Origin of the sequence: Lentzea sp. NPDC005914, from assembly GCF_040629405.1 — a bacterium.
Classification (GTDB): Bacteria; Actinomycetota; Actinomycetes; order Mycobacteriales; family Pseudonocardiaceae; genus Lentzea.
In genome coordinates, this window is record NZ_JBEXVQ010000008.1 from 182,062 (window position 1) to 198,599 (window position 16,538).

General features: G+C 68.1%; 16 protein-coding genes. 10 read left to right on the top strand and 6 right to left on the bottom strand.

The window, feature by feature from the left end:
• Window positions 1-36 precede the first annotated feature (36 nt).
• Window positions 37-1,398, bottom strand: a complete 1,362-nt coding sequence (locus tag ABZ345_RS13995; RefSeq protein ID WP_359847146.1) for a DUF349 domain-containing protein — start codon at window positions 1,396-1,398, stop codon at window positions 37-39.
• Between the two features lie 170 nt (window positions 1,399-1,568).
• Here ABZ345_RS13995 and ABZ345_RS14000 point away from each other — a divergent pair, with 170 nt between their 5' ends.
• Genes ABZ345_RS14000 through dapF form a run of 3 tightly spaced genes read left to right on the top strand, consistent with a single transcriptional unit; the run spans window position 1,569 to window position 3,951 of the window.
• On the top strand, window positions 1,569-2,249 hold the full coding sequence (locus ABZ345_RS14000; protein ID WP_359847149.1) for a hypothetical protein: 681 nt from the start codon (window positions 1,569-1,571) through the stop codon (window positions 2,247-2,249).
• Entirely contained in the window at window positions 2,246-3,154 is a 909-nt protein-coding gene (gene miaA, locus ABZ345_RS14005) for a tRNA (adenosine(37)-N6)-dimethylallyltransferase MiaA (RefSeq protein ID WP_359847152.1), read from the top strand. The genes ABZ345_RS14000 and miaA overlap by 4 nt, the downstream gene beginning before the upstream one ends.
• On the top strand, window positions 3,142-3,951 hold the full coding sequence (gene dapF, locus ABZ345_RS14010; protein ID WP_359847155.1) for a diaminopimelate epimerase: 810 nt from the start codon (window positions 3,142-3,144) through the stop codon (window positions 3,949-3,951). The genes miaA and dapF overlap by 13 nt, the downstream gene beginning before the upstream one ends.
• 22 nt (window positions 3,952-3,973) lie before the next feature.
• On the opposite strand, the gene ABZ345_RS14015 is transcribed toward dapF, so the two are convergent.
• Complete coding sequence (locus ABZ345_RS14015; RefSeq protein WP_359847158.1) at window positions 3,974-4,855, bottom strand: SMP-30/gluconolactonase/LRE family protein; 882 nt, start codon at window positions 4,853-4,855, stop codon at window positions 3,974-3,976.
• The gene (locus ABZ345_RS14020; protein WP_359847161.1) at window positions 4,848-6,089 is read right to left on the bottom strand and encodes an MFS transporter; all 1,242 of its coding nucleotides are present in this window, start codon (window positions 6,087-6,089) and stop codon (window positions 4,848-4,850) included. The genes ABZ345_RS14015 and ABZ345_RS14020 overlap by 8 nt, the downstream gene beginning before the upstream one ends.
• A 54-nt stretch (window positions 6,090-6,143) precedes the next feature.
• On the opposite strand from ABZ345_RS14020, the gene ABZ345_RS14025 reads away from it, so the two are divergent.
• The 3 genes from ABZ345_RS14025 to ABZ345_RS14035 are packed head-to-tail and all read left to right on the top strand — an operon-like array spanning window position 6,144 to window position 9,086.
• Entirely contained in the window at window positions 6,144-6,644 is a 501-nt protein-coding gene (locus ABZ345_RS14025) for a helix-turn-helix domain-containing protein (protein WP_359847163.1), read from the top strand.
• A gap of 25 nt (window positions 6,645-6,669) precedes the next feature.
• Window positions 6,670-8,130, top strand: coding sequence for a GTPase HflX (hflX, locus tag ABZ345_RS14030; RefSeq protein ID WP_359847166.1), 1,461 nt, complete (start codon window positions 6,670-6,672; stop codon window positions 8,128-8,130).
• 35 nt (window positions 8,131-8,165) lie between these two features.
• A complete protein-coding gene (locus tag ABZ345_RS14035; protein ID WP_359847169.1) occupies window positions 8,166-9,086 on the top strand; it encodes a hypothetical protein in 921 nt (306 codons plus the stop codon).
• A gap of 8 nt (window positions 9,087-9,094) precedes the next feature.
• On the opposite strand, the gene ABZ345_RS14040 is transcribed toward ABZ345_RS14035, so the two are convergent.
• Both ABZ345_RS14040 and ABZ345_RS14045 read right to left on the bottom strand, forming a co-directional pair.
• Window positions 9,095-9,712 (bottom strand): hypothetical protein, encoded by a 618-nt coding sequence (locus ABZ345_RS14040; RefSeq protein WP_359847172.1) that lies wholly within the window; start codon window positions 9,710-9,712, stop codon window positions 9,095-9,097.
• A 21-nt stretch (window positions 9,713-9,733) separates the two neighbouring features.
• Entirely contained in the window at window positions 9,734-10,849 is a 1,116-nt protein-coding gene (locus ABZ345_RS14045; RefSeq protein WP_359847175.1) for a cytochrome P450, read from the bottom strand.
• Between the two features lie 109 nt (window positions 10,850-10,958).
• Here ABZ345_RS14045 and ABZ345_RS14050 point away from each other — a divergent pair, with 109 nt between their 5' ends.
• Entirely contained in the window at window positions 10,959-11,687 is a 729-nt protein-coding gene (locus ABZ345_RS14050; RefSeq protein WP_359847179.1) for a helix-turn-helix domain-containing protein, read from the top strand.
• Here the strand turns inward: ABZ345_RS14050 and lexA are convergent.
• Window positions 11,684-12,340: a transcriptional repressor LexA gene (gene lexA / locus ABZ345_RS14055; protein WP_359847527.1), complete on the bottom strand. Its 657-nt coding sequence runs from the start codon at window positions 12,338-12,340 to the stop codon at window positions 11,684-11,686. The two genes, ABZ345_RS14050 and lexA, sit on opposite strands and share 4 nt — an antisense overlap.
• A gap of 255 nt (window positions 12,341-12,595) precedes the next feature.
• Between lexA and ABZ345_RS14060 the strand changes: the two genes are divergently transcribed.
• The 3 genes from ABZ345_RS14060 to ABZ345_RS14070 all read left to right on the top strand — a co-directional run bounded on the left by ABZ345_RS14060 (window position 12,596) and on the right by ABZ345_RS14070 (window position 16,491).
• Entirely contained in the window at window positions 12,596-12,868 is a 273-nt protein-coding gene (locus ABZ345_RS14060; protein ID WP_359847181.1) for a hypothetical protein, read from the top strand.
• Window positions 12,869-13,139: 271 nt separating this feature from the next.
• Window positions 13,140-13,610, top strand: coding sequence for a transcriptional regulator NrdR (nrdR, locus tag ABZ345_RS14065; RefSeq protein WP_359847184.1), 471 nt, complete (start codon window positions 13,140-13,142; stop codon window positions 13,608-13,610).
• Between the two features lie 64 nt (window positions 13,611-13,674).
• The gene (locus ABZ345_RS14070; protein ID WP_359847186.1) at window positions 13,675-16,491 is read left to right on the top strand and encodes a vitamin B12-dependent ribonucleotide reductase; all 2,817 of its coding nucleotides are present in this window, start codon (window positions 13,675-13,677) and stop codon (window positions 16,489-16,491) included.
• Window positions 16,492-16,538: the final 47 nt, after the last annotated feature.

The window sequence follows — 16,538 nt, forward strand, 5'->3', positions numbered from 1 at the left end:
CCCCGGCGCGGGGAGAGGAGGCCTTCGACGTCGGAACTAGCGGGTCGCCAGCGCCTGCTCGGCGGCGGCGAGCCACTCACGCCACTGCGCGGCCTGGGCCTCGGCCTGCTCGGTGCGGCGCTTGTCGCCCGCGGCACGAGCCTTCGCCGCCTGCGCCTCGAACTGCTCCACGCGCTCGCGGAACTGCGCCACACGCGCCTCGGCCTCGGGGTCGGAGCGACGCCACTGCGCGTCGACCGCGCCGCGGACCCTCTCCTCGATCGTGCGCAGCTTGCCCTCGAGCTCGCGGATGCGCTCGCGCGGCACCTTGCCGATCGCGTCCCAGCGCTCCTGGATCTTGTAGAGGGCGTTGCGCGCCGCCTCGAGGTCGGTCGACGGGTCGATGCCCTCGGCCTCGGCGAGCAGCTCCTCCTTCAGCTTCGCGTTCGCCGAGAACTCGGCGTCACGCTCGCTGAAAGCCTCGGAACGCTTCTGGAAGAACGCGTCCTGCGCGGCGCGGAACCTCTGCCACAGCGCGTCGTCGGCCTCCTTGGGCGCACGCCCGGCGGCCTTCCACTCGACCATCAGCTCCTTGTAGCGACCGGCCGTGGGGCCCCAGTCGTCGGAGTCGATGAGCTTCTCGGCCTCTTCGACGAGCGCCTGCTTGGAGGTCTTCGCGACCGAACGCTGACGGTCGAGGTCCGCGAAGTGCGAGCCGCGACGGCGGTTGAACGCGTCGCGGGCCTTCGAGAACCGGCGCCACAGCTGCTCGTCGGTCTTGCGGTCGACGCCGCGGATGGTCTTCCACTCGTCGAGGATCTGGCGCAGCCGGTCGCCCGCGACCTTCCACTGGGTCGACTCGTTCGCGATCGACTCGGCCTCGTCGACCAGCGCCTGCTTGCGCGCGACGGACTGGGCGCGGGCGGCCTCCTTGGCCTCCTTCGCCTTCTCCATGCCCGCCTCGGCCCGCTCCAGCACGTGCTCGACACGGGCGGCCAGCGCCTTGAGGTCGCCGACGACGGCGGCCTCGGCCAGCTGCTCCTTGACGTGCTTCGCGCTGGTCATGGCGTGCTTCGGGTCGCCGGCGCCGGACGCGAGCCGCGACACGAGCAGCTCGACCTCGGTGCGCAGGTCGTCGAACCGGCGCGCGAAGTGCGCGAGGCCCTCGACCGGCTCGCCCGCCTGCCACGACCCGACAGCGCGCTCGCCGTCGTCGGTCTTCACGTACACGGTGCCGTCGGCGTCAACGCGCCCCCAGCGGTCAGGGTGGTCCGACGCCACGGGGACGGCCGGAGGCGTCGCCTGCGGTGCGGTCTCCTTCGGCGTTTCCTCGACTCCACCCTCGGCCGCGACCTCGGCTGCACCCTCCGCGGGGGCGGCCTCCGTCACGACGTCCGGTGTGCTGTCCTGCTCCGACATCGCCGGTTCCTCCCATCTGACGCCCGTGCCTGCCACGGGCGCCCCGCCACTGGCGGGGCCGATGCAATACGGGCGCTGGAGGGTCTCCCGTCCCCAGTTCCCCGCGCGCATTCAAACAGGTCAGAGCTCGACTCGGTACTGGGAGTCCACGATAGGTAGCCTGGTTCGTCGTGATCACCCGTGCCGCGGTGGTGCCGCACCCACCTCTTCTGGTGCCAGAACTGGTCGCGGGAGCCGCCGCCGAAACCGAGTCCGTGCGCGCCGCAACCCTTGCCGCAGCAGGAAAACTGCCCGGTCCATGGGTTGCTGTCGCGGTGGACGACAGCGGGCCGGCCACGGTGGTGCCGCCGCTCTCCGGAACTTTTCTCGGATATGGCGTCGACATACCCGTGACACTCGGGGGTGACACGGTCCCGGACCCCCGAATTCCGTTGCCAGTGCTAATCACCGCGTGGCTCCGGGAACAGTGCGCAGTCGAAGTGTCACGCGTTGAGCTCATACCTCGTGATCTGGCCCCATCCGAATGTGTCTCGTTTGGACAACAAATCGCCGCCGAGTCGGCCGGCCTGCTGATTCTGGGCGACGGTTCGACCCGTCACGGCCCGCGCTCGCCGGGCTCTGACGACGCGCGTTCGGGACCGTTCGACGCGCACGTTCACACTCTGCTGGCCGCCGCTGACGCGTCCGGCCTGCTCGACCTCGACGTCGAACTCGCCCGTGAGCTGGGCGCGCAGGGCCGTGCGGCGTGGCAGGTCCTCGCCGGCGTGCCCGGACCGTGGCGCTGCTCCAGTGCCGAGTTCTTCGCACCGTTCGGCGTGGGCTACCACGTCGCAGTCTGGGAGCGCCCTTGATCACGCCCATCGCTGTCGTCGGACCCACCGCGACCGGCAAGTCCGACCTCGCCGTCGCGCTGGCGGAGCGGTTCGGGGGAGAGGTCGTCAACGCCGACGCCATGCAGCTCTACCGCGGCATGGACATCGGCACGGCGAAGATGAGCGTGGCGGAGCGCCGTGGCATCCCGCATCACCTGCTCGACGTCCTCTCCGTCACCGAGACCGCGTCCGTCGCGGCCTACCAGCGGGAGACGCGCGCGGTCATCGAACGGCTGCTCGCCTCGGGCCGTCCGCCGATCCTCGTGGGCGGTTCGGGGTTGTACGTGCAGGCGGTGCTCGACGACCTGAAGTTCCCCGGCACTGACGACGCCGTGCGGGAGCGTTTCGAGGCGGAGCTGGCGTCGGTCGGCCCCGAGGTGCTGCACCAGCGGCTGCAGACGCTCGACCCGGCCGCCGCGATCGCGATCCTGCCCTCCAACGGACGCCGCATCGTGCGCGCGCTGGAGGTCATCGAGCTCACCGGTCAGCCGTTCTCCGCGAACCTCCCCAAGCCAGGGCCCGCCCGCTACGACACCGTCCAGATCGGCGTCGACCGCGAGGTGTCCGAACTGGACTCGCGGGTCGACCGGCGCGTGGACGTGATGTTCTCGTCCGGCCTGGAGGCCGAGGTGCGCGCTCTGGTCCGGATCGGCCTGCGCGACGGCAAGACGGCCTCGCGCGCACTGGGCTACCAGCAGGTGCTGTCCGCAATGGACGGAGCCTGCACGATCGACTTCGCGGCCGAGGAGACCAAACGCGCCACCCGCCGGTTCGTGCGCAGGCAGCGGTCGTGGTTCCGGCGTGACCAGCGCATCACCTGGCTCGACGGTGCTCGGCCGGATCTTTTGACGGCCGCCGGTAACCTGGTCCCGTGGAGTTCGTGAAGGGGCACGGCACGGAGAACGACTTCGTCATCCTGCCCGACCTAGATGACCAGCTGGACCTGACTCCGGCGCGCGTCCAGGCGCTGTGCGACCGGCAGCGCGGCCTGGGCGCGGACGGCGTGCTGCGCGTCGTGCGGGTCGAGGGCAAGTGGTTCATGGACTACCGCAACGCCGACGGCTCCATCGCCGAGATGTGCGGCAACGGCCTGCGCGTCTTCGCCCGCTACCTCGTCGACGCGGGCCACCAGCCGCAGGGTTCCTTCGTCGTGGGCACGCGGGCGGGGGACCGCACGGTCATCACGCACCCGGACGGCTCCGTCACGAACGACATGGGCCCCGCGCGCGTCACCGGCACGTCCATCGCGGCGGTCGACGGCCAGGGCATCGGCGGCTTCGCGGTCGACGTCGGCAATCCGCACCTCGCGTGCGTCGTCGACACCCCGGTCGACGGCTTCGACCTCACCGTGCCGCCCGGCTTCGACCCGGTGATCTTCCCGCACGGCGTCAACGTCGAGCTGATCAACGTCCTCGACGCCGACTCTCCCCGTGGCGGCGCTCTCAAGATGCGCGTCTACGAGCGCGGCGTCGGCGAGACCCGTTCCTGCGGCACCGGCACCGTCGCGTCCGTCGCCTCGTGGCTCGCGGGCCAGGGCCGCACCACCGGCTCGGCGACCGTCGATGTCCTCGGCGGCCAGGTCTTCGTCACGATCGAGTTGACGACCTCGACGCTCACCGGACCCGCCGTGCTCGTCGCGCGCGGCGAGCTCGACAAGTCCTGGTGGGACGCCCTCGCGTAACTGATATATCGCTTCCGATATATCAGTTGAGGTCGTAGACCTCGACCTTCCCGAGCCGCTCGGGCTTGACCACGTCCGGGTGCGAATCCGGTGCCGTCAGACACACCAGCTTGTCGTCGACGACGGCGACGGCGAAGCACGTCTGCGTCGTCTCGACCCGGTGCGTGATCTTGCCGCCCTCGGTCACCCGGAACGCCGCCGCCTGCAACGCCGGCGCCACCCACACGCCGTCCCCGTCTCCCGCGATCCCGTCCGGCGCGATGCCGAACTCCTTCACATCGGCCCACAACCTGCGGTTTTGCAACGATCCGTTTCGGTCGACCGAAAACGAAGTCAGCTTGAATGCAACGGTCTCGGCGATGACCAATATATTGCCGCTCTCGGACTCGCCGGACGGATCGGGCAGGAGCGCCATGCCGTTCGGGAACTTGAGGTCTTCGGCGACGACGCTGACGGCTCCGTCTGGCTGGACGAGGGCGAGCGCGGCGCCCGGCGGGTCGAAGTCCGGTTCGAGGAGCCGGGGGATGCCGACCTCGGTGATGAGGCCGTGCAGATCGAAGCCGAAGTTGCCGACATACGCGCGACCCTCGCCGTCGACGAGCATGTCGTTGGCGTGATAGGTCGCGATATCCGATATATCAGCGTGGAGGACCAGGTCCGTGCCCTCGAGGCGGCGGACGGTGTGGTCGAGCATCGACACGACGAGCATGCGGCCGTCAGGAAGCCAGCCGAGGCCCGAAGGCTGGCCGTCGAAGGCGACGACGAGCTCGTCCTCACCCGTGGCGAGGTCGAGCGCGTGCACCTCGCCCGCGTAGAAGTCGGAGTAGTAGAGGCGTCCGTCGGGGCCGCGTCGCGGTCCCTCGCCGAAGTGAAGACCGTCCCGCAGCACCCGCGTATCAGCCATGGGCGTCGACGCTAGCTTCGGTCGGCAGGTCACGCATCGTCCGCAACGGTGAGAACAACACCCACAACATTCCCAGGATCGAGCCGACCAGCGAGACCCACAGCGTCGGCACGATGCCGATCCAGGTGCCGAGCCCGCCGCCCAGCAGCGCGCCCAGCGGCGTCGAACCCCACACCACCCAGCGGATCGAGGCGTTCATCCGGCCGAGCAGGTGATCAGGGCAGATCGCCTGTCGATAGCTCACCTGGCCGACGTTGTAGACGACGATCCCGAACACGCACACCGCCGAGCCGGCCATCGGCAGCACCAGGCCCCACCCGTCCGACACGAACGGCAGCGTCAGGGTGAACGGCCAGGTCAGCATCGGGATGAGCCAGATCATCCTGGCCTGCCCGACCAGCAGCCCGATCCGGTACGCGAACGCCGCGCCGAGCACGCCGCCGACACCGCCCGCGCTGAGCAGCAGGCCGGCCGTTCCCTCGCTGAGCCCCACGACGTTCAGCAGGAAGAGGATCATCACGGCGTTCTGGATGCCGTGGAAGAAGTTCGACGTGCCGGTGCAGGCCACGATCATGCGCAGCGTGGTGTTGCCGAAGACGAACCGCAGTCCCTCGCCGATCTCGCGACGCAGGTGCGGGTCGGGGTGGCGTTCCGGCGCCGGTTCCACCGTCTTGATCCGGAGCAGGAAGAACGCCGAGCTCAGGTAGCCCACGCCGGTCGCCAGGACACCGTTGGCCGCGCCGAGGAACTGCGCCGCGTAGCCACCGATCGCGGGCCCGGACACCTCCGCGACCGACAGGCTGGCCTGCAGCTTCGAGTTGCCCTCGACGAGCTGGCCGCGTCCGACGAGCGACGGCAGGTACGACTGGTAGGCGACGTCGAAGAACACCGTGCACACGCCCACGGCGAGACTCACCGCGATCAGTTGCGGCAGCGTGAGCAGATCCAGCCACCACGCGACGGGCACGCTCAGCAGCAGTGCGGCGCGCGAGACGTCCATCGCGATCATCAACGGTTTGCGGCGCATCCGGTCGACCCACACGCCCGCGGGCAGGCCGATCAGCAGGAACGCCATCATGCTCGCCGCGGCCAGCAGACCCATCTCGAACGGTGTCGCGTTCAGCACACCCGCCGCGAGCAGCGGGATGACCGTCATGCCGACGTTCGCGCCGAACTGGCTGATGGTGTCGCCCATCCAGAGCCTGCGGAAGTCGGGGTGCCCCCAAAGCGCCATGTCGACGAGTCTGCGCTGAGTGATTGGAAACTGTCAATCACTTAGACTGGGCGCGTGGCACTCTCCCGCAAGCGACGGCCCGCGACGAAAGAAGAAGCCGCAGCTCTCAGCTCCGACCTGCGGCTGCGGATGATCCGCCTGACGTTCGACCGGCCGCTGACCAACAAGGAGCTGGCGCAGCGGCTCGGCAAGGACCCGGCCACGACGCTGCACCACGTGCGCAAGCTCGTGGCCGCCGGGTTCCTCGAGGCCATGCCGCCCCGCGCGGGCAACCGGGGTGCCAAAGAGATCCCCTATCGGTCGACAGGACTGTCCTGGCAGCTCGACAACAGTGAAAATATGGTCGCCGTCGGTGAGGCGATGCTGCACGCTTTCCTCGGCGAGGTTGCCGACATCGGGCTCAGTGACGTGGATCAGAGCCGCCTGGTCGTCACCGTCGACCCCGAGGAACTAAAGCAGCGGCTCGCTTCGTTGATGGATGAGCTGGCCGCGCAACCGGTCAGACCGGAAGTTCCCCGTGTGGCGATCTACCTCGCGGTGTATCCGGGGGACTGAAGGTCCATGGGACGATGAAGGGCAAATGACGGAAAACATCCAGAGCACAGAGTTCGACCCCGAGTTCGACTCGACGTGGGAAGAGGAAGACTTCTCGACGGGTGACTACGAACGCGTCGAACGTGCCGCGTTGCGTCGTGTCGCCGGGTTGTCGACCGAGCTCGAGGACATCACCGAGGTCGAGTACCGGCAGCTTCGCCTGGAGCGGGTCGTGCTCGTCGGGGTGTGGACCGAGGGCACGGCAGCGGACTCCGAGGCGTCCCTCGCCGAGCTGGCCCGCCTCGCCGAGACCGCGGGTTCCGAGGTGCTCGAAGGCGTGGTGCAGCGGCGTGACAAGCCGGACCCCGCGACGTACATCGGTTCCGGCAAGGTGGCCGAGCTGCGGGACGTGGTGCAGGCGACCGGCGCGGACACGGTGATCTGCGACGGCGAGCTCTCGCCCGGCCAGCTGCGTCAGCTGGAGGAGAGGCTGAAGGTCAAGGTCATCGACCGGACCGCGCTCATCCTGGACATCTTCGCGCAGCACGCGCGGTCCAAGGAGGGCAAGGCCCAGGTCGAGCTGGCCCAGCTGCAGTACCTGATGCCCCGCCTGCGCGGCTGGGGTGAGACGTTGTCGCGCCAGGCCGGTGGTCGTGCCGGTGGCGGCAACGGCGGTGTGGGTCTGCGCGGTCCCGGTGAAACCAAGATCGAGACCGACCGGCGCCGGATCCGCGACCGCATCTCGAAGCTCCGCCGTGAGCTCGCCGCGATCAAGGTGATCCGCGAGACCAAGCGCAGCCGCCGCGTCGCGAACGAGATCCCGAGCGTCGCCATCGCGGGCTACACGAACGCGGGCAAGTCCTCGCTGCTCAACGCGCTGACCGACGCCGGCGTCCTGGTGGAGGACGCGCTGTTCGCCACTCTCGACCCGACGACGCGCCGCTCGCTGACGCCGGAGGGCCTGCCGTACACGCTGACGGACACGGTCGGCTTCGTCCGCCACCTGCCGCATCAGCTGGTCGAGGCGTTCCGCTCGACGCTGGAGGAGGTCGGCCAGGCCGACCTGCTCGTGCACGTGGTCGACGGCTCCGACAGCATGCCGGAGAAGCAGGTCACCGCCGTGCGCGAGGTCCTCGCCGAGATCAACGAGAAGAACGACACGCCGATGCCGCGCGAGCTGCTCGTCGTGAACAAGATCGACGCGGTGGGCGACCTGGGCCTGGCCCGGCTGCGGCACCTGTTCCCGGACGCGTCGTTCGTGTCGGCGCACGCAGGCCTCGGCATCGAAGAGCTCCGGGCCCGCATCGCTGAGCTGATGCCCCGTCCCGAGGTCGTGGTCGAGGCTCTAGTCCCGTACGCACGTGGCGAGGTTGTCGCGCGCGTGCACCGCGACGGCGAGGTGCTGTCCGAGAAGCACACGGAGTCGGGCACGCTGCTCAGCGCCCGCGTGCGCCCGGATCTCGCCGGAGTGCTCGAACCGTTCGCGACGAACGGAACGCCTGCTTGATCCCGCCTCCGCCGGTGGACGTGTGCCCGGTAGCAATGCAAGAGCTTTCCGGGCTCACGTCCGACGGCACCCAGTTGTTCGCCGTCAACGACAGCGACAACGGCACGCTGCGCATCCAGGTCATGGGCCGTGACTGCGTCATCAAACGCACCATCACCGCGCCCGTCGACCCGTTCGACGTCGAGGACCTGGCGATGACGCCGGACGGCACCCTCTGGGCCTGCGACACCGGCGACAACAACAAGTCCCGCTCCACGGTCGCCCTGCACAAGGTCTCACCAACGGGTGCCGTGGAGCGGTACCGCCTCACCTACCCGGACGGCCACCACGACGCCGAGGCCCTCCTCCTCGACAAGTCCGGTATCCCGTACATCGTCACCAAGGAACCTCTCGGCTCCGCACTGGTATATCGCCCCACAGCCCCACTCCAAACCGATATATCAGTCCCGTTGGAGCAGGTCGCCCGCGTCTCGCTGTCGACGACAGACACCCCGGGCGGCCCCCTGGAAGGCACCCTCGACTCGCGCCTGGTGACCGGCGCCGCCTCCACCGCCGACGGCTCCGTCATCGCCCTGCGCACCTACACGGACGCCTACCTCTACCCGGTCCGAGACGGCGACATCGTCAAGGCCCTCGCCGGCGACCCGGTCCGCGTCCCGCTGGCCAACGAACCCCAGGGCGAGGCCATCGCCTTCGACCCGGACGGCACCCTGCTCTCCGCCTCCGAAGGCGTGAACACTCCGATCCGCGCGGTACCGGGCGCCGCCGCACTGGCCCAGCCCCCCGCGCCGACCACGACAACGCCTCCGCCACCCGCGGCCGACCAGCCCCAGGCTGCACCGCCGTCATCGTCGAGCTCCTGGCAGAACTGGCCTCTCGCCCTGACGCTCGGCGGCGTCGTCCTGATCGCCGCCCTAGTCATCGGCCTCCGCCTGCGTCTGCGCCGCCGAGCCTGACCGGCTGATCAGCCGGCGCCAGGTGAGGTTCCGGCGAAGGCCTCCTCGACCTGCCTCGCCGCAGCTCTCACCGCTCCGCGCTGGCTCAGATACGCGTAGGCGACGGCGGCCAGCAGCAGAGTCGTCAACTGTCGGTGAGACCGTTCACCCTTGCGGATGCGCGATTGCCAGATGATCAACGGAAGACCTGACCACCGCGCGATCTCCCTCTCCAGTCCGATCTGATATCCCACCAGGTTCCGCACCGTGTTGTTCAGATAGAGGCCGTGAAGGATCACGATCGACACGGCCAGCGGCAACCACATCAACAGGTAGCCCCTGCCGCCACCAACGGCGACGGTCGCGGCAAGTGCGATCACCGTGCCACCAGTGGCGAAGATGCGATCGCCGGAGATCATCACGGCCGTGGTGCGGCCGGCGACGTCCCGGCACTCGTCGACCAACCAGTCCACGATCTGGGCTTCGGTGAACGGTGAGGTCTCGCCAGACTCTTTGGCCACGAACAGCAGATTCCCACAACGCCGCTCCACCTTCAGCCTGCTGACCTGCAGCTTAGCAATGTGTCTTTGGACGACGTCGTCAAAAGACTCATTGCTAAGGCGGTGAAGAGCAGCGACCAGACGCACTGATATATCGGTTGCGAGTGGTCAGTCCCAGGCGACGGGCAGGCGTTCCAGGCCGCCGATCACGAGGCTCGCGCGGCGGGGGAGCTCGCTTTCGGGGACGGCCAGGCGGAGCTTCGGGAAGCGGGTGAAGAGGCCAGGGAAGGCGATCTTCAGCTCGATCCGGGCCAGGTGCTGGCCGATGCACTGGTGGATGCCGTGGCCGAACGCGAGGTGCCCCGCCGCGCCGCGAGCGAGGTCGAGGACGTCCGGGTCGGCGTAGCGGGCGGGGTCGTGGTTCGCGGAGCCCAACTCGACGAAGACGGTGTCGCCTTCGCGCACGAGGGTGCCTTCGATCTCGACATCCGCTAGAGCGGTGCGGGCCGTCGCGGGCGTCAGACTGATATATCGCAGCAGCTCTTCGACGGCGGCGTCGGGATTGGCGAGCATCGCGTCCACCCGTGCCGGCGAGCGCATGAGTTCGAGTGTGCCGAGCGACAGCATGTTCGTCGTCGTGTCGAGGCCTCCGCCGAGCAACATCATGCCCATCGTGGCCATCTCGTCGTCGGTGAGAGCTCCCTCCGAACTCTCGGCCTCCGCGCTGACCAGATCACCGAGCACGTCGTCGGTCGGGTGCGCGCGCTTTGCCGCGACCATTTCCAGCATGAACTGCTGAAGACGTTCGAACGCGGCGAACATCGCCTCGGTCTCCTCGCCGCTGAAACCGGTGAGGAACATGGCGTCCTGCTGGAACTCCGCGCGTCTCTCGTACGGGACACCGAGCAACTCGCAGATCATCAGGCCCGGCACCGGCACCGCGAAGTGCTCGACCAGGTCCGCGGGCGAGCCCTGGGCCTCGAACGAGTCCAGGTGCGAGGCGGTGATCGCTTCGAGGCGTTCGGCGAGCACGCGCATCCGCCGGACGGTGAACTGGCCTGTGAGCTTGGCGCGGTAGCGGGTGTGGCCGGGCGGGTCGTGGTCGGCGAACGCTCCGGGCGGTGACGGCGGCGCGTCGCCGGGGCTGCCGGGAACGAACGGGTTGTGCATCAAATCCGGGCGGATGCTGAAGCGGCTGTCGGCGAGCACGGCACGCACGGTGGCATGGTCGTGCGCTCGCCAGCCGACGTGCCCGTCCGGGTACGTCATCGGGCTGAGTGGCATTGCCTCCCCCTTGCAACGAGGTCTTTCCCCTCCTTGCAAGCTAAAAACGTTTGCGGACGAAGTCAAAAGACTCATTGCAATGGCCTGGAGGGCAAGGCACGATGCAGTAGTGCCTGGTAAGCGGCTAGATGAAGAGGAACGCCAGCTCATCGCCCAGTTCCTGTGGGACGGGCTGGGGTACTCCGAAATCGGGAGGCGGTTGCAAAGGCCTGCCTCGACGATCCAGCGGGAGGTGGCCCGCAACGGGGGCCACAACAACTATCGGCCGGGGGCCGCGCACCGTGCCGCGGCAGAGCGGGCGATGCGCCGGATGCCCGCGGTGGACGACCTCGACATCGACGAAGAGGCCTACTCGTTCGACCGGAGACCCGGGAAGGTGCAGGAGTTTCACCTGCGGTTGGTCGGGGTGTTCCGGCAGACCGGGCTCACGCTCACGGCGGCGCGGATCCTCGCCGAGATCTTCATGACCGACAAGGGCAGCCTGACGGCGACCGAGCTGGTGCTGAGGCTGTCGGTCAGTCCGGGCACGATCTCGCGGTCGACGAGCTACCTGGAGGAGCTGGACCTGGTGCGCGGTGAGCGCGATGGCAAGCGGATGCGCTACTTCCTGGACGACGACCTCTGGTACCGGGCGTGGCTGTCCAGCGCCGAGCGCAACTCCGTGTGGGCGCACACCGCACTGGACGGGTCCGAGATATTCGGACCCGACACGCCAGTGGGTGCGCGCCTCAAGGACATGGGCCAGTTCTTCGCGTTCGTCGTCGTGGACATGGAGTCCACGCAGAAGAAGTGGCTCGACTTCTTCGAGAAGAAGAAAAAGAGCCCGAGGAGAAGTTAGGGGAGACGCCTGAGCACGGTGACGACCTTGCCGAGGATGGTGGCCTCGTCGCCGTTGATCGGCTGGTAGGCCGTGTTGTGCGGCATCAGCCACACGTGGCCGTCCTTGCGCTTGAACGTCTTGACGGTCGCCTCGCCGTCGATCATGGCGGCGACGATCTCGCCCTGGTCCGCGGTCGGCTGCTTGCGGATCACGACCCAGTCGCCGTCGGTGATGGCGGCGTCGATCATCGAGTCACCGACGACGCGCAGCAGGAACAGCTCGCCCTCGCCGACGATCTCGCGTGGCAGTGGGAACACGTCCTCGATCGACTCCTCCGCCAGGATCGGTCCACCGGCCGCGATCCGGCCGACCATCGGCACGTACGCGGGGGTCGGCTTGGACATCGGGTCGAGTCCGGGGTCGATCTCGGGGGGCAGCATGCCCACCGCGCGGGGACGGTTCGCGTCGCGGCGCAGGAAGCCCTTCCGCTCCAGCGCGCGCAGCTGGTACGCCACCGAGGAGGTCGAGGTCAGGCCGACGGCCTCACCGATCTCACGCACGCTCGGCGGGTAGCCGAATCGGTCGACCCAGTCGCGGATCACATCGAGCACCTTGCGCTGCCGCAAAGTCAGGCCGGCGTTTCCCGCGATCTCGCTCACCTCTGTCGTCACAAGAGCGGGGTCCGGTTCGATCGTCTTGCCTGCCACGGTCGCTGTCCTCCTCGCCGCCCCCAGTTCGAATGGGATTCCGGCCTCCGTCGATCTTCGTGGTCGACGGTAGTCGTGTTTGCTGCACAGATCAAACACCTGTTCGAGGTATTTGGGCGCGTGTTGTGGCGTTCGGCGAGTCGGTCTGGTAGAAATTCGCACGGACGTTCGATCGAACCCCTGTTCGATCATGGTGGTTGACCTGCGATGGAGGTCGTCATGGCGGTACTCGTCGAGAAGCGGTTGCGCGTTGCGGAAGACGCGGACGTCGCAGCGGGACGTCCACTCCGTTCGGGTCCCCGCGTCATGCCGAGGCGCCCGGCGACCAAGCCGCGGCCGGTCGCGGTGCCGACGTCGCGCGAGTCGAGCTCGTGCGAGGTCCGGCCGAAGCGCGAGTCGACGCTCGAGCTCGTCGCCGTCGGCGTGCTGAGCGCCCTGACGGTCATCGCTCTCGGTGTGCTCTACCTCCAGCAGGTGGGGGTCACGCCGTAGGGCCGCCCCTACATCTTGTGTTTCCGTGCCCGCGGTGACGTGAACTCAGCGTCATGCGCGGGCATCGTTGTGTAATCACCCCTGATCGCTGACGGTTCCTCCAACTGAGTGACACGCGACGCGCCGTGTCGAGTTGCGTCGGCGTCCGCTGCGATCTAGGTTCTACCCCTACATCTAGTGGTTACACCGTTGTAAGTAGTCCACAGGTTGTGGGTAACCCGACCAGTGTGGCTGCTGCGATGGGTGCTGCGCTGGGAAGGGGTGAGTTGACGTGCGGTGTCCGTTCTGCCGCCATTCGGACTCGCGGGTGGTGGACTCCCGTGAGGTCGACGAGGGTCAGGTGATCCGTCGCCGTCGCTCCTGCAACAGCTGCAGCCGAAGGTTCACCACGGTCGAAGAAGCGGTTCTCGCCGTGGTCAAGCGCTCCGGGGTGACGGAGCCTTTCAGCCGCGACAAGGTCGTCGTCGGCGTGCGCAGGGCGTGCCAGGGCCGCCCGGTCGACGAGGACGCGTTCCAGCAGCTCGCCCAGCGAGTGGAAGAGTCGATCCGGTCGACGGGATGTGCGGAAATCGCCAGTCACGAGGTGGGCCTCGCCATTCTCGGCCCCCTGCGTGAGCTCGACGAGGTCGCTTATCTGCGCTTCGCGAGCGTTTACAGGTCCTTCTCGTCCGTCGAGGACTTCGAGAAGGAAATTCTTGATCTTCGCACTGCCAGAGCCGAGGAAGTACCGGCCGAGCAGTGATCCGCGTGCACTAAAGCGCGTGCCCACACCATCTTTCTAAGCACCAGTACGAGGGAGATCCACCGTGACCGAGACCGTCGGCGGCTCAGCCAAGAAGACAGCCGCACGGGCGGCTGCGAAGCCTGCCGCGCTGAAGGTCCAGCGCGTCTACACCACCGAAGGCCGCCACCCCTATGACGAGGTCACCTGGGAGCGCCGCGACGTCGTCATGACGAACTGGCGTGACGGCTCGGTGAACTTCGAGCAGCGCGGTGTCGAGTTCCCCGAGTTCTGGTCGGTGAACGCCACCAACATCGTCACCAGCAAGTACTTCCGCGGTGCCGTCGGCAGCGACAAGCGCGAGAAGTCGCTGCGCCAGCTGATCGACCGCGTCGTGAAGACGTACGTGGGTGCCGGCAAGGAGCACGGCTACTTCGCGAACGAGGCCGACGCCGAGATCTTCGAGCACGAGCTCACCTACATGCTTCTGCACCAGGTGTTCAGCTTCAACTCGCCGGTGTGGTTCAACGTCGGCACCAGCTCGCCGCAGCAGGTCAGCGCGTGCTTCATCCTCGCGGTCGACGACACGATGGAGTCGATCCTGAACTGGTACCGCGAGGAGGGCCTGATCTTCAAGGGCGGCTCCGGTGCCGGCCTGAACCTCTCGCGCATCCGTTCCTCCAAGGAGCTGCTGTCCTCCGGCGGCACCGCGTCCGGCCCGGTGTCGTTCATGCGCGGCGCCGACGCGTCCGCGGGCACCATCAAGTCCGGTGGCGCGACCCGTCGTGCCGCGAAGATGGTCGTGCTCGACGTCGACCACCCGGACGTCGAGGAGTTCATCGAGACCAAGGCGAAGGAAGAGAACAAGATCCGCGCGCTGCGCGACGCCGGGTTCGACATGGACCTCGGTGGCGCGGACATCGTGTCGGTGCAGTACCAGAACGCGAACAACTCGATCCGCGTGTCCGACGAGTTCATGCACGCCTACGAGGGCGGCAACGACTTCGGCCTGCGCGCCCGCCAGACCGGTGAGGTCATCGAGAGCGTCGACGCCAAGGGCCTGTTCACCAAGCTCGCGAAGGCCGCGTGGGAGTGCGCCGACCCCGGCATCCAGTACGACGACACGATCAACGACTGGCACACCTGCCCCGAGTCGGGCCGCATCACCGCGTCGAACCCGTGCTCGGAGTACATGCACCTGGACAACTCCAGCTGCAACCTCGCGTCGCTGAACCTGATGAAGTTCCTCGGTGACGACGGCAAGTTCGACGCCGTCACGTTCGCCAAGGCCGTCGAGCTGATCATCACCGCGATGGACATCTCGATCTGCTTCGCGGACTTCCCGACCGAGCCGATCGCGGACACCACCCGCAAGTTCCGCCAGCTCGGCATCGGCTACGCCAACCTCGGCGCGCTGCTGATGGCGACCGGCCACGCGTACGACTCCGAGGGCGGCCGCGCGCTCGCGGCGACCATCACGTCGTTGATGACGGGTGTGTCGTACCGCCGTTCCGCGGAGCTCGCGGGCATCGTCGGCGCCTACGACGGCTACAAGCGCAACGAGACGGCGCACCAGCGCGTCATGCGCAAGCACGCCGCCGCCAACGACCTGATCCGCACGTACCACGCGAACGACTCGTCGGTGCACAAGGTCGCGACCGAGGCGTGGCAGCAGGCGCTGGAGATCGGCGCGAAGAACGGCTGGCGCAACGCCCAGGCGTCCGTGCTGGCGCCGACCGGCACCATCGGCCTGATGATGGACTGCGACACCACCGGTATCGAGCCGGACCTGGCGCTGGTCAAGTTCAAGAAGCTCGTCGGCGGCGGCTCGATGCAGATCGTCAACCAGACGGTGCCGCGCGCGCTGAAGTCGTTGGGGTACCAGGACGAGCAGATCGAGGCGATCGTCGAGTTCATCGGCGAGCACGGCCACGTCGTGGACGCGCCGGGCCTGCGTCGTGAGCACTACGAGGTCTTCGACTGCGCGATGGGCGAGCGTTCCATCGCGCCCATGGGCCACGTGCGGATGATGGCGGCCGCGCAGCCGTTCCTGTCCGGCGCGATCTCCAAGACGGTCAACATGCCGGAGACGGCGACGATCGAGGACGTCGAGGAGATCTACTACCAGGGCTGGAAGCTCGGCCTGAAGGCGCTCGCGATCTACCGCGACAACTGCAAGGTCGGCCAGCCGCTGTCGGCGGGCAAGGGCGCGAACAAGGGCGCCGAGGCCAAGACCGAGACCCTCGTCGAGTACCGCCCGGTCCGCAAGCGCCTGCCGAAGAAGCGCCCGTCGCAGACCGTGTCGTTCACGGTCGGTGGCGCCGAGGGCTACCTGCACGCCGGTTCGTACCCCGACAACGGCCTGGGCGAGATCTTCGTCAAGCTGGGCAAGCAGGGTTCGACGCTGGCCGGTGTGATGGACGCGTTCTCGATGTCCATCTCGGTGGGTCTGCAGTACGGCATCCCGCTGGAGTTCTACGTCTCGAAGTTCCAGAACCTGCGCTTCGAGCCGGCGGGCATGACGGACGACCCGGACGTGCGGATCGCGACCTCCGTGCTGGACTACCTGTTCCGCCGCTTGGCTTTGGACTACCTGTCCTACGACAAGCGCGCGCAGCTCGGCATCTTCACCGCCGACGAGCGTTCGGCGCAGGTGGCCAACGACTACGGCACGCCTTCGTCCGATGTGGACCTCGAGGGTCTGCGCGGCTCGGTGGAGGCGGCTCCGGCTCAGGTCGACGCCGCTGCCCCGAAGCAGGTCGGCAGCTCGACCGAGCTGTTGGAGCTGCACCTGGGCAAGGCCGCTGACGCGCCGCTGTGCATGACGTGTGGCACGAAGATGCGTCCCGCCGGGTCCTGCTACCTGTGCGAGGGCTGCGGCAGCACGTCCGGCTGCAGCTGATCTGAAGTGATGTGATGGATGGGCGGTTCCGCGGAGCCGCCCATCCG